Consider the following 23,138-nt stretch of genomic DNA (forward strand, 5'->3'; position numbering starts at 1 on the left):
GACCCTGAGACTCCCGGGTCGCCAGCAGGGGTGACGCACTAGGGTGGACGTGATCGAGGTCGCAACGGGGCGGCCGTTGGTCTGGCAGTTCGTCCGACACACAGTCTCACCGAAGAGGTGCACAGCAGTGACCGTTCGCGTTGGTATCAACGGCTTTGGCCGCATCGGCCGCAACTTCTTCCGCGCCATCGTGGCGTCCGGAGCCGACATCGAGGTCGTGGCCACCAACGACCTCATGGACAACAAGACCCTCGCCCACCTGCTCAAGTACGACTCGATCCTGGGCCGCTTCCCCGGCGAGGTCACCTACGACGACACGTCGATCATCGTCGACGGCAAGGCGATCCGCGTCTTCGAGGAGCGCGACCCGGCGAACATCGACTGGGCCGGCGTCGGCGCCGACGTCATCGTCGAGTCCACCGGCTTCTTCACCGACGCGCAGAAGGCCAAGGCGCACATCGACGGTGGCGCCAAGAAGGTCATCATCTCGGCCCCGGCCAAGAACGAGGACATCACCATCGTCATGGGCGTCAACCACGACCTCTACGACGCCGAGAAGCACACCGTCATCTCCAACGCCTCGTGCACGACGAACTGCCTCGCGCCGATGGCCAAGGCCCTCAACGACGAGTTCGGCATCGTCAAGGGCCTCATGACGACGATCCACGCCTACACGCAGGACCAGAACCTGCAGGACGCCCCGCACAAGGACCTCCGCCGCGCCCGCGCCGCCGCCCTCAACATCGTGCCGACCACGACGGGCGCGGCCAAGGCCGTCTCGCTCGTGCTGCCCGAGCTGAAGGGCAAGCTCGACGGCTACGCGCTGCGCGTCCCGGTGCCGACCGGCTCGGCCACCGACCTCACCTTCGAGGCCGGCCGCGAGACGACGGTCGAGGAGGTCAACGCCGCGGTCAAGGCCGCCGCCGAGGGCCCGCTCAAGGGCTTCCTCGTCTACACCGAGGACGAGATCGTCTCCAAGGACATCGAGACCGACCCCGCCTCGTGCATCTTCGACGCCGGCCTCACCAAGGTCATCGGCAACCAGGTCAAGGTCGTCGGCTGGTACGACAACGAGTGGGGCTACTCCAACCGCCTCGTCGACCTCGTCGCGCTCGTCGGCAAGAGCCTCTGAGCCACTCGGCCACCGCCCCGGCGCTCCCGCTCTCGACACCGGAGCGCGTCGGGGCGGTGGCCGCACCCATGCCCGGCTGCACCACCAACTGACGAAGAGGCATCCCGCGTGAAGACCACCAGCGACCTCGGCGACCTGCGCGGCAAGCGCGTGCTCGTCCGGTCCGACCTCAACGTGCCGCTCGACGGCACGACGATCACCGACGACGGCCGCATCCGCGCGTCGGCCCCGACGATCCAGGGCCTGACGGACGCCGGCGCGCGTGTCGTCGTGTGCGCCCACCTCGGCCGCCCCAAGGGCGCGCCGGAGGCCAAGTACTCGCTCGCCCCCGTCGCGAAGCGCCTCGGTGAGGTGCTCGGCGCCGACGTCGTCTTCGCCGAGGACACCGTCGGCGACGACGCCAAGGCCAAGGCCGCCGCGCTCGAGGACGGCCAGGTGCTGCTCCTCGAGAACCTGCGCTTCAACGCCGGCGAGACCGCCAAGACCGATGACGAGCGCGCCGGGTTCGCGGGCGAGCTCGCTTCTCTCGCAGACGTCTTCGTCTCCGACGGCTTCGGCGTCGTGCACCGCAAGCAGGCGTCGGTCTACGACGTCGCGCGCCTGCTGCCGCACGCCACGGGCCAGCTCGTCTCCACCGAGGTCGACGTGCTGCGTCGCCTCACGCAGGACCCCGAGCGGCCGTATGCCGTCGTGCTCGGCGGTGCCAAGGTGTCCGACAAGCTCGGCGTCATCGGCAACCTGCTCGGCACCGCCGACCGTCTGCTCATCGGCGGCGGCATGGTCTTCACCTTCCTCGCGGCGCAGGGCCACGAGGTCGGCAAGAGCCTGCTCGAGGCCGACCAGATCGACACGGTCAAGGGCTACCTCGAGCGTGCCGAGAAGGAGGGCGTCGAGATCGTGCTGCCCGTCGACGTCGTGGCCGCCGACGCGTTCAGCGCCGACGCCGACCACGAGGTCGTCGCCGTCGACGCGATCCCGGCCGACCGGATGGGCCTCGACATCGGCCCCGAGTCGAGCCGCCTCTTCGCCGAGAAGCTCGCCGACTGCCGCACCGTCTTCTGGAACGGCCCGATGGGTGCCTTCGAGATGGCGCCCTACGCCGCCGGCACCAAGGCCCTCGCCGAGGCGCTCGTCGACATCACCGCGCGCGGTGCGCTCACCGTCGTCGGCGGCGGCGACTCCGCCGCGGCCGTGCGCCAGCTCGGCTTCGACGACGAGCAGTTCGGCCACATCTCGACCGGTGGCGGCGCGAGCCTCGAGTACCTCGAGGGCAAGGAGCTGCCCGGTCTGACCGTTCTCGAGGAGGGCGACGCCTGATGGCCAAGGACACCAAGCAGGTCGGCCGCGTGCCGCTCATGGCCGGCAACTGGAAGATGAACCTCGACCACTTCCAGGCCACGCACCTCGTGCAGAAGCTCGACTGGACGCTGCGCGACGCCAAGCACGACCACACGGCCGTCGAGGTCGCCGTGCTGCCGCCGTTCACCGACCTGCGCTCCGTGCAGACGCTCGTCGAGGGCGACAAGCTCGAGCTGCGCTACGGCGCGCAGGACCTCTCGCCCCACACCTCCGGCGCCTACACGGGCGACATCTCCGGCGCGTTCCTCGCCAAGCTCGGCTGCACGTACGTCGTGGTCGGCCACAGCGAGCGTCGTGAGGGTCACGGCGAGACCGACGAGGTCGTCGGCGCGAAGGTGCGGGCGGCATACGCCCACGGCCTGACGCCGATCCTCTGCTGCGGCGAGGCGCTCGAGGTGCGCAAGGAAGGCGGCCAGGTCGAGCACGTCGTCGCCCAGCTGCGCGCGGCGCTCGAGGGCGTCACCAAGGAGCAGGCGGCCACCATCGTCATCGCCTACGAGCCCATCTGGGCGATCGGCACCGGCGAGGTCGCCACCCCGGACGACGCGCAGGAGGTCTGCGCGGCCGTGCGCAGCCTGCTCGCCGACCTCTACGGCGGCGACGTCGCCGACGCCGTGCGCGTGCTCTACGGCGGCAGCGTCAAGGCCAACAACGTGGCCTCGATCATGGCCCAGGAGGACGTCGACGGCGCGCTCGTGGGCGGCGCGTCGATCGACCCGACCGAGTTCGCGTCGATCTGCCGCTACCGCGACCACCTCGCGACGTCCTGACGTACCGCCGTCGGCCGGACGCACCCGAGTGGTGCGTTCGGCCGACGGGCGTGCGGGCAGGTATCCTTGCCCGAGCCCCGGAACACGACCGGGACCAGCCCGGAACGCGCGGGCGGCGGGCTGCGGCCCGCAAGCCCCGAGAGCCCGACGATTTGGAGTGACCACGTGGATGCGGTTCGCATCGTGCTGCAGGTCCTGCTGGTGCTGTCCAGCATGGTCCTGACCCTGTTCATCCTGCTGCACAAGGGCAAGGGTGGTGGCCTGTCCGACATGTTCGGGGGCGGCATGTCGACCTCGCTCGGCGGCTCCTCGGTGGCCGAGCGCAACCTCGACCGGTTCACCGTGGCCGTCGCCGCCGTCTGGGCGGCATCCATCATCGGTCTGGGCCTGCTGGCCCGTTTCGCGAGCTGAGAGGAACCAACACATGGCAAGCGGAAACGCCATTCGCGGCAGCCGGGTCGGTGCCGGCCCCATGGGCGAGGCGGAGCGCGGCGACGCCGCCCCCCGCGTCCACATCTCCTACTGGTGCTCCAACGGGCACGAGACGCGCCCGAGCTTCGCCGAGGAGCCGGGCATGGTGCTCCCCGAGACGTGGGACTGCCCCCGCTGCGGCTTCCCCGCCGGGCAGGACAAGGAGAACCCGCCGGCCCCGCCGAAGGTCGAGCCCTACAAGACGCACCTGGCCTACGTGAAGGAGCGGCGCAGCGACGCCGACGGCGCGGCCATCCTCGACGAGGCCCTGAGCACGCTGCGCGAACGCGGCCTCATCCAGTGACCTGACGGTCGCGGCGCGACCTGACACGACGAAGGGCCCGGGAGTGATCCCGGGCCCTTCGTCGTGCGCCCTGCGGTCAGCGCCGGCTGCCGTCAGCGCTCGTCGCCGAGGCCGGATGCCGCGGGCTCGTCGAGGAGCCACAGCGTGGCCTCGCTGCCCCGCGGTCCGGCGGCCGGCACCTCCCAGCGGTCGGCGCCGGGCGCCTGGGCGGCGGCGACGGCCTCGGCCTTGTCGGCGCCCGAGACGAGGAACCAGACCTGCCGGCTGCGCTCGAAGCACTCGAACGTCAGGCTGACGCGGTCGGGCGGCGGCTTGGGGGAGTCGTGCACCGCCACGGCGATCGCATCGGTGACGCGCTGGGCGGGGTGGTGCGGGAAGAGCGAGGCGACGTGCCCGTCCGGGCCGACGCCGAACAGCACGACGTCCCAGCCGCCCTGGCCGTGCTCGCGGATCGAGCGGGCGTAGGCCTCGGCACTCTCCTCGGCGCTGCCGGAGGTGTCCGGGCCGGCCACCCGGTGCACCTTGGCCGGGTCGAGCCCGAGTTCGAGCAGGCCCGCCTCGTCGTTCTGGGTGTCGTTGCGGTCGGGGTCGCCGGCCGGCAGGTAGCGCTCGTCGCCCCACCACACCCGCACCCGCTGCCAGTCGACCGCGGTGCGCTCGGGCAGCCGGACCACCGAGGCGATGATCGCCGAGCCCATCGAGCCTCCCGTCAGGGCGACCTGGGCCTCCGGCGAGCGGGACTGCGCCTCCTGCAGGGCCGCGACGAGACGGGCCGCGGCCGCGTCGGCGAGCGCCTGCTTGTCCGCGTGGACGAGCACCTGCGGCTCGGCCGTCACGACGACGCCTGCTGCGTCGTGGCCGTCCTCGCCGCCGCCTTCTTCGTGCCCGCCGCCTTCTTCGTGCCCGCGGCCTTCTTCGTGACCGCGGCCTTCTTCGTGCCCGCGGCCTTGCGGGCACCGGCGGCCTTCGTCGTGGCTGCGGCCTTCTTCGACGTCGTGGTCTTCGACGTGCCCGAGGTCGAGGCCTTCGACGTGCCCGACGTCGTCGACGTGCCCGACGCCTTCGACGCAGCCGAGGACGAGGACGCCGCCTCCGCCCGCTGACGGTTGCGCGCCGTCTCCTTCTCGCGCGGGGTGCGCTTGCCGGCGAGCTTGCGCGCCGCCGCGACGTGCACCTGCTCGGTCTCGGCGTGCTCCGGCGCGGGCGGCGCCGTGATCATGGCCGAGGCCTCGCGCGCCGAGTCGTCCCGGCCGAGGCGAGCCGCGAGCTTGCGGGCCTCCTCGGGATCGGGAGCCTTGCCGGCCTTGGCCGCCGCACTGGCCGTCAGGCGCACCGGGAGCAGCTTCTTCAGGCCCTGCACGAGAGCGGCCTCGTAGGTCTCGTCGGGGTCGAGGCGGCGCAGCTCGTCGGCGAGGCTCTCGGGGAGCTCACGCCGGGGCAGGCTGATCCGCCGGTCGGGCTGGCCGTACTGCGAGAGCGTCGCGACGACGTCGCCGGGGCGCACGAGGTCGACGGGGCCGCTCTTGCGCTCGAGGCGCACGGCCGTGATGCCGGAGCCCCGCGGCGTCGAGACCCGGTGCACCGGCACCTTGAGCTGCACGGCGAGCCAGCCGGCGAGCAGGTCGGCGGACGGGGAGTCCGGTGCCCCGCTGACGACGGCGCCGGTGATCGGCTCGTACGGCGGCTGGTCGATCGCAGCCGCGAGCAGGCCGCGCCAGTGCGTGACCCGGGTCCAGGCGAGGTCGGTGTCGCCGGGGCTGTAGCTCGCCGCGCGCTTCTTGAGCATGAGTCGCGGGTTGCGGTGCTCGGCGGCATCGGTGATCCGACGCTGCGCCATGGCCCCGATGGGGTCCTTGGCGACGTCGGCCGGCGCCTCTCCGGGCCACCACGCGACGATGGGGGAGTCGGGCAGCAGCAGCGGCACGACGACGCTCGGCCCGTGGTTGGCGAGGGCACCGTAGAGGCGCAGCACGACGATCTCGCTCGCGCCGGCGTCGCCGCCGAGGCGGATCTGGGCGTCGAGCCGGTTCTTGCCGCGACGATCGCCGGAGATGACGACGATGATGCGGCAGGGGTGCTGCCGGCTCGCCTGGTTGGCGACGTCGATGGCGCGCTGGGCGTCGGTGTCCTCGACGACGACGACGAGTGTGAGCACGCGGCCGAGCGCCATGGCGCCGACCTCGTTGCGCAGCCGCACGAGCGTCTTGCTGATGCCCGTGGTCGTGGTGTCGGTCAGGTCGCGGATCACGGCATCCTCCACGTGCGTCCGTCGCGTTCGAGCATGCGGTCGGCCGACGGCGGCCCCCACGTGCCGGCGGGGTACTGCTCCGGCTTGCCCGACTTGGCCCAGTGCTTCATGAGCGGGTCGAGGATCCGCCAGGACGACTCGACCTCCTCGTGCCGCGGGAAGAGCGGCGGGTCGCCGAGCAGCACGTCGAGAATGAGCCGCTCGTAGGCCTCGGGGGAGGCCTCGGTGAACGACGAGCCGTAGCCGAAGTCCATCGTCACGTCGCGCACCTCCATCTGCGCACCCGGCACCTTGGAGCCGAAGCGCAGGGTGACGCCCTCGTCGGGCTGCACGCGGATGACGATCGCGTTCTGGCCGAGCTCCTCGGTCGCCGTGTGCTCGAAGGGCAGGTGCGGCGCCCGCTTGAACACGACGGCGATCTCGGTGACGCGCTTGCCGAGGCGCTTGCCGGTGCGCAGGTAGAACGGCACGCCGGCCCAGCGTCGGGTGTCGACCTCGAGGGTCACCGCCGCGAACGTCTCGGTCGTGGAGGCGGAGTCGACGCCGTCCTCCGCGAGGTAGCCGACGACCTCCTCGGCGCCCTGCCAGCCGGCCGCGTACTGACCGCGCGCAGCCCCCTTGTCGAGGTCGGCGGGCAGCCGGACGGCGGAGAGCACCTTCTCCTTCTCCGCGCGAAGGTCCTTGGCGTCGAAGGAGACCGGCTCCTCCATCGCGGTCAGCGCGAGCAGCTGGAGCAGGTGGTTCTGGATGACGTCGCGAGCCGCGCCGATGCCGTCGTAGTAGCCCGCGCGGCCGGCGATGCCGATGTCCTCGGCCATCGTGATCTGCACGTGGTCGACGTAGTTGGCGTTCCACACCGGCTCGAAGAGCTGGTTGGCGAAACGGAGCGCCAGCAGGTTCTGCACCGTCTCCTTGCCGAGGTAGTGGTCGATGCGGAAGACCGAGTCCTGCGGGAAGACGCCCTCGACGATCTCGTTGAGCTCCTGGGCGCTCTTGAGGTCGTGGCCGAACGGCTTCTCGATGATGACCCGGCGCCAGCTGTCGCCGTCGGCGCTCGTCAGGCCGCACCGCTCGAGCTGCTCGCACACCGTCGCGAAGAAGCTCGGCGGGACGGACAGGTAGAACGCGTGGTTGCCACCGGTGCCGCGGTCGCGGTCGAGGTCGGCCACCGTCTTGGCGAGCAGGTCGAAGGCGACCGGGTCGTCGAACGTGCCGGGCACGAAGCGGAACCCCTCGGAGAGGTTGCGCCAGACGTCCTCGCTGAAGGGCGTGCGCGCGTGCTGCTTCACGGCGTCGTGGACGACCTGGCCGAAGTCCTGCGTGGCCCAGTCACGACGGGCGAAGCCGATGAGCGAGAAGCCCGGTGGCAGCAGCCCGCGGTTCGCGAGGTCGTAGATGGCCGGCATCAGCTTCTTGCGGGCGAGGTCACCCGTCACGCCGAAGAGGACGAGGCCGCACGGACCCGCGATGCGGGGCAGGCGCTTGTCCTCGGCGGTGCGAAGCGGGTTCTGGCCGTGGGCGATCCGCGCCGGGCTCATGCACGCCCTCCGTCGGCCAGCACCTCGCGCAGCTGCGCGAGACCGGCGTCGTGGTCGGTCAGGTGCAGCTGCAGCACGGGGCGACCGTGCTCGGCGAGCACGGCGGCGTCGCCGCCGGCCTGCGAGCCGATGAAGTCGCCGAAGGTGAACTCGCGGCCGGGGATGGCGAGGTCCTGCTTGGGAGCCGTCGTCACCTGGAGGTAGACGCCGAGAGCAGGTCCACCCTTGTGGAACTGGCCGGTGGAGTGCAGGAAGCGCGGGCCCCAGCCGAAGGTCGTCGGACGCTCGGTGCGCCGCGCGAGCGGCACCCGGCACTCGGCGAGGTCGGCGTCCGCGAGGCGGTCGAGGTAGGCCATGACGGCGACGTAGCCGCGGTCGGCGTCGAGCTGCGCGAAGAGCGCGTCGAGGGCCGCGGGCACGGTGGCCGCGTCGCCGAGCCAGCCGCCCGAGCCGTCGCTGCCGCCCAGGGCGCGGATCTCGACCGCGCCGTCGGTGGCGGCCGGGGCCTCGCTCGCGCCGGTGCCCTGGTCGAGCAGGGCACGCGCGGCCTTCTTGGCGCTCTCGACGTCCGGCTGGTCGAAGGGGTTGATGCCGAGCAGGCGCCCGGCGACCGCGGTCGCGACCTCCCAGAGGAGCAGCTGGGCGCCGAGCGCCCCGCCGACCCGCACCTCGGAGGCGGCGCCCTCGCCGGGAACGTCGGCGTCGGCGTCGACGAGGCGCGCCACCGTGACGTCGGCGGCGGGCCAGGTGACCTCGGGGTCGGAGTCGCCGCCGACGACGACGGGCAGCACGCCCGTGCCGTTCTTGCCGGTCGACTCGGCGATGAGCTGCTCGGCCCAGTCGGCGAACCCGACGATGCCGGAGCCGTCGTCGACGAGCACGAGCTTGTCGCGCAGCGGGTCGGTGCCCGCCATGGCGGCGCCCAGGCGCAGGCCGGGGTTGGCGTCGTCGTCCTCGGCGAGCAGGTCGGCGACCGACTCGGCGTCGTCGAGGAGGCCCTCGACGTCGACGCCGGCCAGGCCGCTCGGCACGAGGCCGAAGGCGGTGAGGGCGGAGTAGCGCCCGCCGACCTCGGGGTCGGCGTTGACGACGCGGTAGCCCTTCTCGCGCGACTCGGCGTCGAGGGGGCTGCCCGGGTCGGTGACGATGACGATGCGCGCGGCCGGGTCGATGCCGGCGTCGGTGAACGCCTGCTCGTAGGCGCGGCGCTGCGAGTCGGTCTCGACGGTGGAGCCCGACTTGCTCGACACGACGACGACGGTGTGCTCCAGGTCGTCACCGAGCGCGCGGCGCACGTAGTCGGGGTCGGAGGAGTCGAGCACCACCAGCGGCTTCCCGGCGGTGGCGCAGATGACCTCGGGGGCGAGCGAGGAACCGCCCATGCCGCAGAGCACGACGTGCGTCAGGCCCTGCTCGGCGAAGGACTCGCGCATCGCGGCGATCTCGCCGACGAGCGGGCGCGAGGAACGGGGGAGACCCACCCAGGAGAGGCGGATCCGTGACTCGGACTCGGCATCCGGACCCCACAGGGTGGCGTCCTTGGCGAAGAGTCGGCTCGCGACGGCGTCCTCGACGAGGCCGGGCACGTGCCTCCCGATCGCGTCCGCCGCAGCTCCTGATGCGCTGACGGACAGCGAGCTCATGCGGTCACCTTCTCCATCTCCGCGGTGACGCCGTCGAGCAGCTCGCCCCAGGCCTTCTCGAACTTCTCGACGCCCTCGGTCTCGAGCAGTTCGACGACCTCGTTGTAGGAGACGCCGACGCGCTCGAGGTCGTCGAGCAGGTTGCTCGCGAGCTCGTAGCCGCCGGTCACGGTGTCGCCGTGCACGTCGCCGTGGTCGGCGGTCGCCTCGAGCGTCGCGCCGGGCATCGTGTTGACGACATTCGCCGTGACGAGCTCGGTGACGTACATCGTGTCGGGGTAGGCCGGGTCCTTGACGCCGGTGGAGGCCCAGAGCGGGCGCTGCGCGTTGGCGCCGGCCTCGGCGAGCGTGCCCCAGCGGGGCGTCGAGAAGACCTCCTCGAACGCCTGGTAGGCGAGGCGGGCGTTGGCCAGGCCGGCCTTGCCCTTGAGGCCGCGGGCCTCGTCGGTGCCGATGGCGTCGAGCCGCTTGTCGATCTCCGAGTCGACGCGCGAGACGAAGAACGAGGCGACCGAGTGGATCTTGGACAGGTCGTGACCGGCGGCGTGCGCCTTCTCGAGGCCCTCGAGGTAGGCGTTCATGACGGCCCGGTAGCGCTCGAGCGAGAAGATGAGCGTCACGTTGACGCTGATGCCCTCGGCGATGGCGGCGGTGATGGCCGGCAGGCCGGCCTTCGTCGCCGGGATCTTGATGAGGACGTTCTCGCGGCCCACGGCTTCGTGGAGCGACATGGCCTGCTCGATGGTCTTCTCGGTGTCGTGCGCGAGGCGCGGGTCGACCTCGATGGAGACGCGGCCGTCGACGCCCTTCGTGGACTCGTAGAGCGGGAGGAAGAGGTCGCAGGCGTTGCGCACGTCGGACGTCGTCAGCGCGTGGACGACCTCCTCGACGTCCTTGCCGTCCTTCGTCAGGGCCGCGAGGTCGTCGTTGTAGCGCTCTCCCTTGGACAGGGCCGCTTGGAAGATCGACGGGTTCGACGTCAGGCCGACGACGTTGCGCTCGGTGATGAGGTCGGAGATCTTGCCGGTCTCGATGAGCTCGCGGGACAGGTCGTCGAGCCAGATGGAGACTCCGGCGTCGGACAGGGCCTGGGTGTTCGGGTTGGTCATGCTGGTCACTTCCCCTTGCTCGTAGCGGATGCGGCTGCCGCGCCGGCGGCGTTGCCGCTGCCGGTCCCCGCGTCGCCACCCATGACGTCCGTGGACGCGCTCTGGGCGGCGCGGGCCGGGTTGGTCTCGGTGACGCCGGGCGCCCGAGTGGCGGCGCGTCCGGCGGCCTTGAGGGAGTCCTTGGCGGCCTTGACGACGGCCTCGGCGGTGATGCCGAACTCGCGGTACAGCGTCGCCTGGTCGGCCGAGGCACCGAAGTGCTCGATGCTGACGATGCGCCCGGCGTCACCGACGATGTCGTGCCAGCCCATCGAGATCCCCGCCTCGACGCTGACACGGGCGCGGACTGCCGGCGGCAGAACCTTGTCCTGGTAGGAACGGCTCTGCTTCTCGAACCATTCCCGGCACGGCATCGACACGACGCGCGTGGAGATGCGCGACTTCTCGAGCTTCTCGGCCGCGCTCACGGCGAGCTGCACCTCCGAGCCGGTGGCCACGAGGACGACGTCCGGGTCACCCGCACGCGACTCCTCGACGAGCACGTAGGCGCCCTTGGCGACACCGCTGGTCTTCCCGTACTTCTTCCGGTCCCACGTCGGCACCGGCTGACGGGTCAGGCACAGGGCGGCCGGGCCGTTGGCGTTGGTGAGGATCTGCGCCCACGCCGCCGCCGTCTCGTTGGCGTCCGCGGGGCGCACGACGTCGAGGCCGGGGATCGCGCGGAGCGAGGCGAGGTGCTCGATCGGCTGGTGCGTCGGGCCGTCCTCGCCGAGCCCGATGGAGTCGTGGGTCCACACGTACGTGACGGGTGCCTGCTGGATCGCCGCGAGGCGCACGGCCGGCCGCATGTAGTCGGAGAAGACGAGGAAGGTGCCGCCGTAGGGGCGGGTCAGGCCCTCGAGCGCGATCCCGTTGAGGATCATGCCCATCCCGTTCTCACGGATGCCGAAGTGCAGCGTGCGCCCGAAGGGGCCACCCGTCCACGTCGACGTCTGCTTGCCGGAGGGGATGAACGAGGGCTGGCCCTCCATCGTCGTGTTGTTCGACTCGGCGAGGTCGGCCGAGCCGCCCCAGAGCTCGGGCATGACGTCGGCGAGCGCGGTCAGCACCTTGCCGGAGGCGGCGCGCGTCGCGACGCCCTTCTCGTCGGCCGGGAACGTCGGCAGCGCCTTGGCGAGGCCCGCGGGGGCGTCGCCGGCGAGGATGCGGTCGAGCAGGGCCGCGCGGTCCGGGTTGGCCTTGCGCCACGCCTTGAACGCGGTGTTCCACTCGCGGTGGGCGGCCTTGCCCCGCTTGACGACGTCGCGGGCGTGCTTGAGCACGGCGGGCTCGACGGTGAAGGTCTTCTTCGGGTCGAAGCCGAGCAGCTCCTTCGTCGCGCCGATCTCCGCATCGCCGAGGGCCGAGCCGTGCGACTTGCCCGTGTTCTGCTTCGTCGGGGCGGGCCACGCGATGATCGTGTGGAGCACGACGAGGGTCGGCTTGTTCGTCACCTTGTCGCCGGAGCGGATCGCGGCGAGCAGCGCGTCGACGTCCTCGACGTAGGTCGCGCCGTTCGCGTCCTGGCGCCAGTCGACCTCGACGACGTGCCAGCCGTACGCCTCGAAGCGCGCGGCGACGTCCTCGCTGAAGGCGATGTCGGTGTCGTCCTCGATGGAGATCTGGTTGGCGTCGTAGACGACCGTGAGGTTGCCGAGCTCCTGGTGGCCGGCGAGGGCGCAGGCCTCGTGCGAGACACCCTCCTGCATGTCGCCGTCGGAGGCGATGACGTAGACCGAGTGGTCGAACGGGCTGGTGCCGGGCTTGGCGTCCGGGTCGAAGAGGCCGCGCTGGCGGCGCTGGGCCATCGCCATGCCGACGGCCGAGGCGAGGCCCGAGCCGAGCGGCCCGGTCGTGATCTCGACGCCGGGTGTGTGGTGCACCTCGGGGTGGCCGGGCGTCAGCGAGCCCCACGTGCGCAGCGACTTGAGGTCGTCGAGCGAGAGGCCGTAGCCGCTGAGGTAGAGCTGGACGTACTGCGTCAGGCTCGAGTGACCGCACGAGAGCACGAAACGGTCGCGCCCGAGCCACGTCGGGTCGGACGGGTCGTGCGTCATGACGTTCTGGTAGAGCAGGTAGGCGAGCGGCGCGAGCGACATGGCCGTTCCGGGGTGGCCGTTGCCGACCTTCTGCACGGCGTCGGCCGCGAGCAGGCGCGTCGTGTCGACGGCCCGGACGTCGAGGTCGCTCCAGCCGGCCTTCCTCGCGCGGGGGAGCGGCAGACCCGGGTCACGCTGTGCCAGCACGCCCTTCGCCTTTCCCGTTCTCGCGGTGCTGGATCGGGCGGGCTTCTTCGCCGGGGCGGTGGTGCTGGACGCAGCGGTGGGCACGGAACGGTTCTCCTTCGACACGGCGGATCGCGTACGGGAGCGAGCCTAGTCCCCGGCTCGGAGGGGACGACACCTCGCCCGACGGGCGGTACGTGCTCGTGCTGGTGCGGTGCCGACCGTCCGCGCCGACGGTCTAGACTTGCGACGCAAGGGTTCCGTACCCCCCGGTCGGAGCGACGTACCAGCGGTGAGGATGTCAGTGACAACGGTGGACCCCCGCGCCGACCTCTCGGCGCTGAACGGTCCGGACGGCAGTGGGCTGAAGTTCCTGATCGGACAGTACGTCTCGCTGATGAAGCCGCGGATCATCGAGCTGCTCCTCATCACGACGATCCCCGTCATGTTCCTCGCGGAGCAGGGCGTGCCGGACCTCTGGCTCGTCGTCGCGACGGTCGTCGGCGGCACGCTCTCGGCGGGCGCGGCCAACACGCTCAACTGCTACATCGACCGCGACATCGACGCGGTCATGCACCGCACGAGCAAGCGCCCCCTCGTCACCGGGACGGTGAGCCCGCGTGCGGCCCTCGTCTTCGGCGTCGCGCTCGCGGTCGCCTCGACGCTGTGGCTCGGCCTGCTCGTCAACTGGCTGAGCGCCTGGCTCGCCCTCGCGGCGTTGCTCTTCTACGTCTTCGGCTACACCCTGCTGCTCAAGCGCCGCACGGCGCAGAACATCGTCTGGGGTGGGGCCGCCGGTTGCATGCCGGTGCTCATCGGCTGGTCGGCCGTCACCGACTCGCTCAGCTGGTCGGCCTTCATCCTCTTCCTCGTCATCTTCTTCTGGACGCCGCCGCACTACTGGCCGCTGTCGCTGCGCTACAAGGACGACTACGCGTCCGCGCACGTGCCGATGCTGCCGGTCGTCGAGCGTTTCGTCGTCGTCGCGCGCCAGATCGTCGTCTACTCCTGGGCCATGGTGCTGACGTCGCTCGCGCTCATCCCGGTGCAGCAGGTCGGTTGGGTCTACACCGTCGCCGCCGTGGTCGCGGGCGCGCTCTTCCTCCTCGAGGCGCACCGCCTGCTCGCCAAGGCCCGCGCGGGCGTGGCGGAGGACGTGCTGCGCCCGATGCGCCTCTTCCACTTCTCCATCACGTACCTGACGATCCTCTTCGTCGGCGTCGCGATCGATCCCGTCTGGCACCTGCCGCTGCCGTTCTTCTCCTGACCGTCGTCACGTGACCGGGAGGTCGCCGCCGAGGCCGTATGCCGGCCGCCGCGCTCAGCCGGTCGGCGTGCCGTCCTCGAGGTAGAGCGTCCCGCCCCGGTGCTGGTGCAGGCGGCGCAGCAGGCGCGCGTTGTAGGGCGCCACCCGCGTGGCCCAGTCATCGGGTCCCGTCCAGTGCACCGCGCGGATCTCGCGGGCCTGCAGGTGGGCCCGCGCCGCGGCATCCGGCTCGACGGTGCCGAGGTCGAAGACGAAGACGGTCGCGTCGGCCCACCCCTGCAGCGGCGGCAGCCAGTTGACGGCGAGCAGCTCGCCGGCGCGCACCTCGAGGTCCAGCTCCTCGCGGACCTCGCGCACGACGCAGGCGGCCGGCGACTCGTGCTGGTCGACGACACCACCGGGCAGGTCCCACTCGCGCTTGTAGACGAGCTCGCAGAGCAGCAGGCCACCCGTCGTCGAGCGCAGCACGCCCTGGGCGATGGCGCGCTTCGTCGGCAGGGTGGAGTCGAGCATCGAGGTGAAGCCCTCGCGCGTGTCCGGGTGCGGGTCGTCACGGCGGCGCCCGAGCACGAGGGTGTCCTGGCGCACGCCCGCGAGCACGGCGTTGCCACGCAGCCGTCCCTCGCGGCGCAGCCCGGCCCGCAGCGCCGTGCGCACCGACGCGCGGTTGTCCGGGTTGACGTGGGCCTCGACGCGTTCGAGCTCGAGCGCCTCGAAGGCCCACTCGACGAGCAGCCGCACGGCGCGCCAGGCGATGCCGTGGCCACGGAAGGGGGCGTAGACGGCCCACGAGAGGACGCCGACGCCGGGCTCCTGCACGCGCACGTCGACGGTGCCGGCGGGCTCCCCGCGCCAGTCGACGACGAAGGTCGCCTTGCGCCGCTCGGCCCACTCCGCGTGCGTGCCCTCGATCCAGGCGAGGTGCTCGTCCTCCGGGGGAGGCGTGTGCGGGAAGTCGAACCAGCGCGCGATCTCGGGGTCGTGCAGGGTGCGGGTGGCCGTGCTGTCGTCGAGCTCCCACGGGCGGAGCACGAGCTCGCCGTCGCGCAGGGTCGGCTGGTCGGTCACGCGCCCAGCCTAGGCAACGCGCGTCAGACCGGGTTCCGGCGGGTGGAGAGCACGCCGACGGTGAGGGTGACGACGAGGAGGCTCGCACCGAGCATGTGCACGAGCACGAGCAGCTCCGGCAGCCCGGTGAAGTACTGCACGTAGCCCACGAGCCCCTGCGCGAGCGTCACGACGAGCACCATGTCCCAGGACCGTCTGGCCCGGTCGGTCGTCGCGGTGATGCGCACGGCCACGAGCGTGGCGACGACGAGCCCGACGAAGAGCATGACGGCGTCGGCGTGCATCCACGAGACGAAGCGCGGGTCGAAGCCGGTGCGGGCCGGCGTGTCGGCGTCGCCCGAGTGCGGGCCCGAGCCGGTCACGATGGTGCCGAGCAGGAGCACGACGGCGCCGACGGCGCTCGTGCCGAGGGCGAGCCGGCGCGCGAGCGGGTGCACGACGAGCTCGCCCGGGCCGGAGACCTCGTCCCGGGAGCCGCGCACCAGCGCGGACGAGAAGGCGATGAGCACCATCGAGAGCAGGAAGTGACCCATGACGAGCCACGGGTTGAGTCCCGTCAGCACCGTGATGCCGCCGAGCACCGCCTGGGCCGGGATGCCGGCGAGCACGCCGACGGCGACCAGCTGCATGCGCCGGCGGTCGGGCCACGTCGTCAGCACGACGTAGAGGGTGACGAGGGCGAGCACGGCGACGACCCCGGTCAGCGTCCGGTTCCCGAACTCGACGAGGTCGTGGTAGGCGCTCTCGGGCGTGCGCACCGGGGTGAACGAGCCCGGCTGGCACTCCGGCCAGGTGCTGCACCCGAGGCCGCTGCCGGTCAGGCGCACGACGCCGCCCGTCACGACGATGCCGACCTCGGCGACGAGGTTCGCGACGAGCACGGGGCGGACCCAGCGGGCGGGGAGGCGCGGGAGGTGGCGGACGACACGGGCGACGCGCCCGGCGCGCACGGACGGTTCCGCGCCGGTCACGGTGGGGGTGGAGGACACCCTCCAAGGGTATGCCGGACTGCGGGGTGCCCGGTGCGCGGCCGGGTACGCGGCCGGGTGTGCGGCCGGGTGTGCGGCTCGGTGCCTCGTCAGGCCAAGCCGTTCCAGACGACCTGCGAGCCGGCGTGCCCGGCGATGGCGACCGTGGTGGTCGCCGCGACGGCGGCGAGCACGACGAGGGTGCCGATGAGGACGTCGAAGGCGTGGCCGCGCGGCGACTCCTCCTCGGGCGGGCGCACGAACCACAGCGCCACGAGCGTCAGCACCATGAAGACGAGGCAGAGCAGCTTGGCCCGGTCGCCCCAGGCGGTGTGCCGGGAGAGCAACTCGAAGTCGGTGGTGCTCGCGCGCACCTGCGACACCCGCCGCTGCAGGGCCTCGCCGCTCTCGGCGGCGACGAACGCCGTCACGCCCGAGATGAGGGCGCCGGCAGCCGTCGGCCAGCGCAGGACGCGCCGCCAGTCGGGGCGGGCGACGTAGCCGATGGCGAGCAGGCCCGAGAGGGGCACGAGCACGACGACGGCGTGGATCACGAGGGCGTGCATCGGCAGGCCGAGGATGTAGTCGAACAACGTCGCCTCCAGGGTGCGGGGGTGCTTTGGGTTCCGGTGGCGCTCCGCACCGCCGGCCTCACCCGGTCAGTCTCACCTGGTCAGTCTCACCTGGTCAGTCGTCGAAGCGGAACAGCCGCGCCGCGAGCGCCGTCGCGACTCCTGCCCACCCGAGGACGACGAGCAGGGCCGAGAGGTTCAGCTCGCCGGCGACGAGGGCCGAGCGGAGGCCGTCGCCCAGGCCCGCCGACGGCAGCAGGCCGATGACGTGCGACACCCCGGCGGGCAGCTCGGTGCGCGGCACGACGACGCCACCGACGGCGAGCAGGACGACCCAGACGAGGTTGGCGACGGCGAGCACGGCCTCGGCCCGCAGCGTGCCGGCGAGCAGGAGCGCGAGCGCGACGAAGGCCCACGTGCCGAGCACGACGAACAGGACGGCATATGCGAGCCCGGCGACGGGCGGCCGCCAGCCGAGGGCGAGACCGAGCGCGGCGATGAGGGCGATCTGGACGACCTCGACGGCGAGCGTCGCGAGCACCTTCGCCGCGACGAGGCCACCGCGCCCGAGCGGGGTCACCCCGAGGTAGCGCAGCACGGCGTAGCGCCGGTCGAAGCCGGTCGCGATCGCCTGCGAGGTGAAGGCGGCCGACACGACGCAGAGCGCGACGACGCCGGCCACGGCCAGCGCGGTGCGGTCGCCCGGGCCGAGCGACGGCGCGGTGCTGAGGTGCAGGCCGACGAGGGCCATCGCGGGCAGCACGAGCGAGACGAGCAGCTGCTCGCCGTTGCGCAGCAGGCTGCCCACCTCGAAGCGGGCCTGCGCGAGCACGCGCTGCCGGGGCGGCGCGGCGTGCGCGCGGCCCGCGCCGGTCGCGGTGCCCGGGGGGCCCGGGGTGCCCGGAGTGGTCGGCGAGGGCGGCGAGGTCGGGGTGGTGCTCACGCGGCTCCCTTGCGGGTCAGGCTGAAGTAGACGTCCTCGAGCGAGCGCCCGGCCGTCACCGACCCGGGCGTGCCCTCCGCGACGGTGCGGCCGGCGTTCATGATGACGAGGTGGTCGGCGAGGCGCTCGGCCTCCTCGAAGGAGTGCGTCGTCACGACGACGGTCGTGCCGGCGTCGCGCTGGGCGGCGACGAGGTCCCAGACGTCGAGGCGCCCGTGCGGGTCGAGCCCGGCGGCGGGCTCGTCGAGGAAGAGCACCTCGGGGCGCCCGAGCAGGGCTGCGGCGAGCGCGAGCCGCTGCTTCTGCCCGCCCGAGAGCCGGCGCACGGTCGTGCCGGCGAACTGCGTCACGCCGAGGCGCTCCGCGACGTCGTCGACGTCGAGGGGGTCGGCGTAGAGGCGCGCGAGGTGGCGCAGCAGGCGCAGCGGCTTCGTGCCGTTGGGCAGGCCGCCCGCCTGGAGCATGACCCCGACACGGGCCCGGTGGTCGGCGTCGGCCTGCCACGGGTCGGCCCCGAGCACGCGCACCGCACCGCGGTCGGGGCGGGCCAGGCCGACGGCGCACTCGACGGCGGTCGTCTTGCCGGCGCCGTTGGGACCCAGCACGGCCGTGACGCGCCCGGCCGGAGCCGACCACGTGAGGCCGTCGAGGGCGGTGACCCGGCCGAACGAGCGGTGCAGATCGGACAGTGTCACCGCGGCGGTCATGACTCATGAGTCTAGGCTCGGTCCCGACCACGCCGGTCATCGCACCGGCCGCACCGGTCGCCGACCCCCCCGGGCCCGGCCGGGGCGACCCACCGAGCGACCCTGACGGAGCCCACCCGTGACGATCGACCCAGCCGCCCACGACCGCCGCCGTGACCGTGTGAGTCGCCGGATGCGGCTCGTGTCGGCCACCGGCGCTCGCGTCATCCCGCTCGATCGGCTCAACCCACGCGTGCGGGCCCGGGCCACCCTGCCCAGCCTCTTCACGCTCGGCAACATGCTGTGCGGCTTCAGCTCGGTGCTCCTGTCGTTCCAGGGCCACTTCCGCACGGCGGCCGTGCTCGTCGGCATCTCGATCGTGCTCGACATCTGCGACGGCGCGGTGGCCCGCGCCGTCGGGGCGATCACGCCCTTCGGGCTGCAGTTCGACTCGCTGGCCGACCTCATCTCCTTCGGCATCGCGCCGGCGGTGCTCGTCTACACGTGGGCGCTGCCGGCATACCCGGTGTGGGCGTGGGCGGGGGCGATGTTCTGGCTGGCGTGCGCGGCCTACCGCCTCGCCCGCTTCAACGTGACGATCGACCCGCTCGCCGACAAGCGCTACTTCGTCGGGCTGGCGAGCCCGGGGGCCGCGGGCGTCGTCATCTCCACGGTGCTCGCGATCGGCGACCCGCTCTACGACTGGGCCCCGCTCGTGCCCGTCGCGGCCGGCGTGCTCCCGGCTGCCCTCATGGCGTCGTCGTTCCGGTTCCGCTCGTTCCGCGACCTGCTCTCGCCGCGGCACCTGCGGATCACGGTGCCGATCGGTGTGGTCGTCGTGCTCGGCCTCGTGCTCTTCCCGGGCGCCACCGGCATGGCGCTCGCCTACGGCTACGTGCTCACCTGCCCGCTCGGCTGGGCGACGGCCCCGCTGCGGCGCCGCTGGTTCGGCGACGACGCCGTCGCGCCGCCCCGGGTCCGGATGCCGTCGGTCATCATGCCGCCCGAGGCCGACGACGTCGATGACCCGGACGAGGGGGACGACGACCAGGACGGCGACCTCGACTTCGACCACGACGACCACGACGCCCACGGCGCGCACTCCGAGGCCCACCACGACGCCGACCACGGCTCGGCACCGCCCACTCGCTGACGCCGGTTAGGGTCCCCTGACTGGACCCGGTGTTCGCAATTACGTCACAATGGTGTGGTGTTTTTCGATGAGCACGCTCCGCGTGAGACGAAGGACGGCGACGACGGCCAGCCCGTCTCGCCGCTCGAGTCGCGCACGCGCTCGCGAGTGCTCCACGCGGTCTCGGCCGACGGCCCGATCACGGCGGCCGAGCTCGGCCGCAGCCTCGACCTGACGCCCGCCGCGGTGCGCCGCCACCTCGACGCGCTCGTGGAGCAGGGCGCGGTCGAGCCGCACGAGCCCGTCGGCGGTCGCCGGGGCCGTGGTCGCCCGGCCCGCGCCTACGTCGTCTCCGACGCCGGCCACGGCGCCCTCGAGGCCGACTACGACGCGCTCGCCGTCGAGGTGCTGCGCTACCTCGAGGGCCACGCCGGGCCCAACGCCGTCACCGACTTCGCCCGCACGCGCGTCGCCGCCCTCGAGAGCAGGTATGCCGACCGGCTCGCCGCCGCGGGCGAGGACCCCACCGCGCGCACCGCCGCGCTCGTCGAGGCCCTGAGCGAGGACGGCTTCGCCGCCACCGCGCGTCCGGTCGGCACGGGCGGGCTGACCGGGGTGCAGCTGTGCCAGGGCCACTGCCCGGTGCAGCACGTCGCCGCCGAGTTCCCCGCCTTCTGCGAGGCCGAGACCGACGCGTTCTCGCGCCTGCTCGGCGTCCACGTCCAGCGCCTGGCCACGCTCGCCGGTGGCCACCACGTCTGCACGACCTTCGTCCCGACCGGCGGACTCGCCGGCCGGGGGCGGAAGACACCGCCACCCGCGGCTGTTGCACCGGCGGGCGGGCCCGACGCGGGCTCGACCCCCAGCACGCTCCCCACCACCAGCACGACCGTCACCACTGCACGGACCGACACGCTCACGCACGTCAAGGAAGGTTCCTCATGACCACCCACATCGAAGAGCTCAACCCGGGTCTCAAGGGCATCGGCACCTACGAGTACGGCTGGGCCGACAGCGACGTGGCCGGTGCGACCGCCCGTCGTGGCCTCAACGAGGACGTCGTGCGCGACATCTCGGCGCGCAAGAGCGAGCCGGAGTGGATGACGAAGCTGCGCCTCAAGAGCCTCTCGCTCTTCGGCAAGAAGCCCATGCCGTCGTGGGGCTCCGACCTCACCGGCATCGACTTCCAGAACATCAAGTACTTCGTGAAGTCGACGGAGAAGCAGGCGGCCACGTGGGACGACCTGCCCGAGGACATCAAGAACACCTACGACCGTCTCGGCATCCCCGAGGCCGAGAAGCAGCGCCTCGTCTCCGGCGTCGCCGCGCAGTACGAGTCGGAGGTCGTCTACCACCAGATCCGCGAGGACCTCGAGCAGCAGGGCGTCATCTTCCTCGACACCGACACCGCGCTCAAGGAGCACGAGGACATCTTCCGCGAGCACTTCGCGACGGTGATCCCCGCCGGCGACAACAAGTTCGCCGCGCTCAACACGGCCGTCTGGTCGGGTGGCTCGTTCATCTACGTGCCCAAGGGCGTCCACGTCGACATCCCGCTGCAGGCGTACTTCCGCATCAACACCGAGAACATGGGCCAGTTCGAGCGGACGCTCATCATCGCCGACGAGGGCTCGTACGTGCACTACGTCGAGGGCTGCACCGCCCCGATCTACAAGTCGGACTCGCTGCACTCGGCCGTCGTCGAGATCATCGTCAAGAAGAACGCCCGCGTGCGCTACACGACGATCCAGAATTGGTCGAACAACGTCTACAACCTCGTCACGAAGCGCGCCACCTGCGAGGAGGGCGCCACGATGGAGTGGGTCGACGGCAACATCGGCTCCAAGGTGACGATGAAGTACCCCGCCGTCTTCCTCATGGGCGAGCACGCCAAGGGTGAGACCCTCTCGATCGCCTTCGCCGGCGAGGGCCAGCACCAGGACACCGGCAGCAAGATGGTGCACGCCGCGCCCAACACGAAGAGCTCGATCATCAGCAAGTCGGTCGCCCGTGGCGGCGGTCGTGCGAGCTACCGCGGCCTCGTGCAGGTGCTTGAGGGCGCCTCGCACTCGGCCTCGACGGTGCGCTGCGACGCCCTGCTCGTCGACACGATCAGCCGCTCGGACACCTACCCCTACGTCGACATCCGCGAGGACGACGTCTCGATGGGCCACGAGGCCACCGTCTCGAAGGTCTCCGAGGACCAGCTCTTCTACCTCATGTCCCGCGGCATGGCCGAGGACGAGGCGATGGCGATGATCGTGCGCGGCTTCATCGAGCCGATCGCGCGGGAGCTGCCGATGGAGTACGCCCTCGAGCTCAACCGCCTCATCGAGCTGCAGATGGAAGGAGCCGTCGGCTGATGGGCCTTCTGGCTGACACGACCACCGACAACCCCGAGACCCAGCAGAGCGAGACCACGGTGCCCGACGCCGCCCCCAGCACGACCGCCACCCTGCCCGGCGCTGCCGCCCACACCGACTCGGCCGCCGCCTTCGTGCCCGACCAGTCGCGGGCCGAGCGCACGGCGTCGTTCGACGTCGCCGACTTCCCGGTGCCCACCGGCCGCGAGGAGGACTGGCGCTTCACGCCGGTCAAGAAGCTGCGCGACCTGCTCGCCGACGGCGCCTCGGGTCGCCTCGAGATCGGCACGCAGCTGCCCGCGGGCGTCACGACCTCGGTCGTCGACGCCGCGGCGGCGCAGGCCCTCGGCATCCTGCCCCCGCAGGACCGCGCGGCCGTCGTCGCCGGGGCGGCCGGGAGCGCGCTGCTCCTCGACATCCCCGCCGACGCCGAGCTCGACGAGCCCGTGCGCCTCTCGCTCGTCGGCCAGGGCGGCGAGCCCGTGCACGGCCACCTCGTCGTGCGGGCCGGCCGCTTCTCCAAGGCGACCGTCGTCGTCGAGCACACCGGCTCGAGCCGCTACTCGCAGCTCGTCTCCGTCGTCACGGGTGACGGCTCCGACCTGACGCTCGTCTCGGTGCAGCGCTGGGACGACGACGCGCAGCACCTCGCGCAGCACGACGCCCTCGTCGGCCGCGACGCGCGCTACAAGCACCTCTCGGTGACGCTCGGCGGCGAGGTCGTGCGCGTCAACGCCAACGTGCGCTACGCGGGCCCCGGCGGCGACGCGACGCTGCTCGGCGTCTACTTCGCCGACGCCGGCCAGCACCTCGAGCACCGCTCGTACATCGACCACAACGCCGCGCACTGCAAGAGCCGCGTCACCTACAAGGGCGCGCTGCAGGGCGAGACGGCCCGCACGGTCTGGGTCGGCGACGTCCTCATCCGGGCCGAGGCCGAGGGCACCGACACGTACGAGCTCAACCGCAACCTCGTGCTCACCGACGGCGCCCGCGCCGACTCGGTGCCGAACCTCGAGATCGAGACCGGCGAGATCGAGGGAGCCGGGCACGCCTCTGCGACAGGGCGTTTCGACGACCTGCAGCTGTTCTACCTGCAGTCGCGCGGCATCACCGAGGACGAGGCCAAGCGTCTCGTCGTGCGCGGCTTCTTCGCCGACATCATCCGGGAGATCCCGCTCGCCGACCTGCGCGACGAGATCACCGCGGCCATCGAGGAGGAGCTCGCGGCGACGGCGTACGCGGCTCCCACCCAGCACACCCCCAGCACCGACATCCCCAGCACCAGCAAGGAGAACTGA

21 protein-coding genes are annotated in these 23,138 nt (G+C 72.2%); 10 read left to right on the plus strand and 11 right to left on the minus strand.

What is annotated here, in order from left to right:
• Positions 1 to 127: 127 nt before the first annotated feature.
• From gap to ABD979_RS00765, 5 genes are all read left to right on the plus strand, one after another.
• On the plus strand, positions 128 to 1,132 hold the full coding sequence (gene gap / locus ABD979_RS00745; RefSeq protein ID WP_345505502.1) for a type I glyceraldehyde-3-phosphate dehydrogenase: 1,005 nt from the start codon (positions 128 to 130) through the stop codon (positions 1,130 to 1,132).
• A 108-nt stretch (positions 1,133 to 1,240) separates the two neighbouring features.
• A complete protein-coding gene (locus tag ABD979_RS00750) occupies positions 1,241 to 2,449 on the plus strand; it encodes a phosphoglycerate kinase (RefSeq protein WP_345505503.1) in 1,209 nt (402 codons plus the stop codon).
• Complete coding sequence (gene tpiA, locus ABD979_RS00755) at positions 2,449 to 3,261, plus strand: triose-phosphate isomerase (protein WP_345505504.1); 813 nt, start codon at positions 2,449 to 2,451, stop codon at positions 3,259 to 3,261. The genes ABD979_RS00750 and tpiA overlap by 1 nt, the downstream gene beginning before the upstream one ends.
• A gap of 165 nt (positions 3,262 to 3,426) precedes the next feature.
• Entirely contained in the window at positions 3,427 to 3,672 is a 246-nt protein-coding gene (secG, locus tag ABD979_RS00760) for a preprotein translocase subunit SecG (RefSeq protein WP_188031918.1), read from the plus strand.
• 13 nt (positions 3,673 to 3,685) lie between these two features.
• The gene (locus tag ABD979_RS00765; RefSeq protein ID WP_082081065.1) at positions 3,686 to 4,036 is read left to right on the plus strand and encodes an RNA polymerase-binding protein RbpA; all 351 of its coding nucleotides are present in this window, start codon (positions 3,686 to 3,688) and stop codon (positions 4,034 to 4,036) included.
• A 92-nt stretch (positions 4,037 to 4,128) separates the two neighbouring features.
• Here the strand turns inward: ABD979_RS00765 and pgl are convergent, their stop codons facing one another.
• From pgl to tkt, 6 genes are read right to left on the minus strand one after another with little or no spacing between them, the layout of a single operon-like run.
• Positions 4,129 to 4,872, minus strand: a complete 744-nt coding sequence (gene pgl / locus ABD979_RS00770) for a 6-phosphogluconolactonase (protein WP_345505505.1) — start codon at positions 4,870 to 4,872, stop codon at positions 4,129 to 4,131.
• A complete protein-coding gene (opcA, locus tag ABD979_RS00775; protein ID WP_345505506.1) occupies positions 4,869 to 6,284 on the minus strand; it encodes a glucose-6-phosphate dehydrogenase assembly protein OpcA in 1,416 nt (471 codons plus the stop codon). The genes pgl and opcA overlap by 4 nt, the downstream gene beginning before the upstream one ends.
• A complete protein-coding gene (zwf, locus tag ABD979_RS00780) occupies positions 6,281 to 7,822 on the minus strand; it encodes a glucose-6-phosphate dehydrogenase (RefSeq protein ID WP_345505507.1) in 1,542 nt (513 codons plus the stop codon). The genes opcA and zwf overlap by 4 nt, the downstream gene beginning before the upstream one ends.
• On the minus strand, positions 7,819 to 9,465 hold the full coding sequence (locus ABD979_RS00785; RefSeq protein WP_345505508.1) for a glucose-6-phosphate isomerase: 1,647 nt from the start codon (positions 9,463 to 9,465) through the stop codon (positions 7,819 to 7,821). Before ABD979_RS00785 ends, zwf begins: the two co-directional genes overlap by 4 nt.
• Complete coding sequence (gene tal / locus ABD979_RS00790; protein ID WP_345505509.1) at positions 9,462 to 10,574, minus strand: transaldolase; 1,113 nt, start codon at positions 10,572 to 10,574, stop codon at positions 9,462 to 9,464. Before tal ends, ABD979_RS00785 begins: the two co-directional genes overlap by 4 nt.
• Before the next feature lie 5 nt (positions 10,575 to 10,579).
• A complete protein-coding gene (tkt, locus tag ABD979_RS00795) occupies positions 10,580 to 12,859 on the minus strand; it encodes a transketolase (RefSeq protein WP_345505510.1) in 2,280 nt (759 codons plus the stop codon).
• Positions 12,860 to 13,130: 271 nt separating this feature from the next.
• Here tkt and ABD979_RS00800 point away from each other — a divergent pair, with 271 nt between their 5' ends.
• On the plus strand, positions 13,131 to 14,105 hold the full coding sequence (locus ABD979_RS00800) for a heme o synthase (RefSeq protein ID WP_425583877.1): 975 nt from the start codon (positions 13,131 to 13,133) through the stop codon (positions 14,103 to 14,105).
• A gap of 54 nt (positions 14,106 to 14,159) precedes the next feature.
• Here ABD979_RS00800 and ABD979_RS00805 read toward each other — a convergent pair whose 3' ends face one another.
• From ABD979_RS00805 to ABD979_RS00825, 5 genes are all read right to left on the minus strand, one after another.
• A complete protein-coding gene (locus tag ABD979_RS00805) occupies positions 14,160 to 15,173 on the minus strand; it encodes an NUDIX hydrolase (RefSeq protein ID WP_345505512.1) in 1,014 nt (337 codons plus the stop codon).
• A 23-nt stretch (positions 15,174 to 15,196) separates the two neighbouring features.
• Positions 15,197 to 16,123 (minus strand): COX15/CtaA family protein, encoded by a 927-nt coding sequence (locus ABD979_RS00810; RefSeq protein ID WP_425583883.1) that lies wholly within the window; start codon positions 16,121 to 16,123, stop codon positions 15,197 to 15,199.
• A gap of 128 nt (positions 16,124 to 16,251) precedes the next feature.
• Complete coding sequence (locus ABD979_RS00815) at positions 16,252 to 16,734, minus strand: DUF2231 domain-containing protein (RefSeq protein ID WP_345505514.1); 483 nt, start codon at positions 16,732 to 16,734, stop codon at positions 16,252 to 16,254.
• Positions 16,735 to 16,828: 94 nt separating this feature from the next.
• Positions 16,829 to 17,656 carry an ABC transporter permease gene (locus ABD979_RS00820; protein WP_425583878.1) on the minus strand — a complete coding sequence of 276 codons (828 nt, stop codon included), beginning with the start codon at positions 17,654 to 17,656 and terminating at the stop codon, positions 16,829 to 16,831.
• Positions 17,653 to 18,363 (minus strand): ABC transporter ATP-binding protein, encoded by a 711-nt coding sequence (locus ABD979_RS00825; RefSeq protein ID WP_345505515.1) that lies wholly within the window; start codon positions 18,361 to 18,363, stop codon positions 17,653 to 17,655. The genes ABD979_RS00820 and ABD979_RS00825 overlap by 4 nt, the downstream gene beginning before the upstream one ends.
• 118 nt (positions 18,364 to 18,481) lie before the next feature.
• Here ABD979_RS00825 and ABD979_RS00830 point away from each other — a divergent pair, with 118 nt between their 5' ends.
• The 4 genes from ABD979_RS00830 to sufD are packed head-to-tail and all read left to right on the plus strand — an operon-like array spanning position 18,482 to position 23,138.
• Positions 18,482 to 19,495 (plus strand): CDP-alcohol phosphatidyltransferase family protein, encoded by a 1,014-nt coding sequence (locus ABD979_RS00830; RefSeq protein ID WP_345505516.1) that lies wholly within the window; start codon positions 18,482 to 18,484, stop codon positions 19,493 to 19,495.
• A gap of 54 nt (positions 19,496 to 19,549) precedes the next feature.
• The gene (locus tag ABD979_RS00835; protein WP_345505517.1) at positions 19,550 to 20,419 is read left to right on the plus strand and encodes a helix-turn-helix transcriptional regulator; all 870 of its coding nucleotides are present in this window, start codon (positions 19,550 to 19,552) and stop codon (positions 20,417 to 20,419) included.
• Positions 20,416 to 21,837: a Fe-S cluster assembly protein SufB gene (sufB, locus tag ABD979_RS00840; protein WP_345505518.1), complete on the plus strand. Its 1,422-nt coding sequence runs from the start codon at positions 20,416 to 20,418 to the stop codon at positions 21,835 to 21,837. The genes ABD979_RS00835 and sufB overlap by 4 nt, the downstream gene beginning before the upstream one ends.
• The gene (gene sufD, locus ABD979_RS00845) at positions 21,837 to 23,138 is read left to right on the plus strand and encodes a Fe-S cluster assembly protein SufD (RefSeq protein WP_425583879.1); all 1,302 of its coding nucleotides are present in this window, start codon (positions 21,837 to 21,839) and stop codon (positions 23,136 to 23,138) included. Before sufB ends, sufD begins: the two co-directional genes overlap by 1 nt.

It is taken from the genome of Terrabacter aeriphilus (genome assembly GCF_039542985.1).
Lineage (GTDB): Bacteria > Actinomycetota > Actinomycetes > Actinomycetales > Dermatophilaceae > Terrabacter > Terrabacter aeriphilus.

Bases quoted from the DNA above. Each gene is read 5' to 3' on its own strand.
- tpiA (WP_345505504.1), top strand. From the start codon at position 2,449: ATGGCCAAGGACACCAAGCAGGTCGGCCGCGTGCCGCTCATGGCCGGC.
- ABD979_RS00765 (WP_082081065.1), top strand. From the start codon at position 3,686: ATGGCAAGCGGAAACGCCATTCGCGGCAGCCGGGTCGGTGCCGGCCCC.
- zwf (WP_345505507.1), bottom strand. From the start codon at position 7,822: ATGAGCCCGGCGCGGATCGCCCACGGCCAGAACCCGCTTCGCACCGCC.
- ABD979_RS00785 (WP_345505508.1), bottom strand. From the start codon at position 9,465: ATGAGCTCGCTGTCCGTCAGCGCATCAGGAGCTGCGGCGGACGCGATC.
- tal (WP_345505509.1), bottom strand. From the start codon at position 10,574: ATGACCAACCCGAACACCCAGGCCCTGTCCGACGCCGGAGTCTCCATC.
- ABD979_RS00825 (WP_345505515.1), bottom strand. From the start codon at position 18,363: ATGACCGCCGCGGTGACACTGTCCGATCTGCACCGCTCGTTCGGCCGG.
- sufB (WP_345505518.1), top strand. From the start codon at position 20,416: ATGACCACCCACATCGAAGAGCTCAACCCGGGTCTCAAGGGCATCGGC.
- sufD (WP_425583879.1), top strand. From the start codon at position 21,837: ATGGGCCTTCTGGCTGACACGACCACCGACAACCCCGAGACCCAGCAG.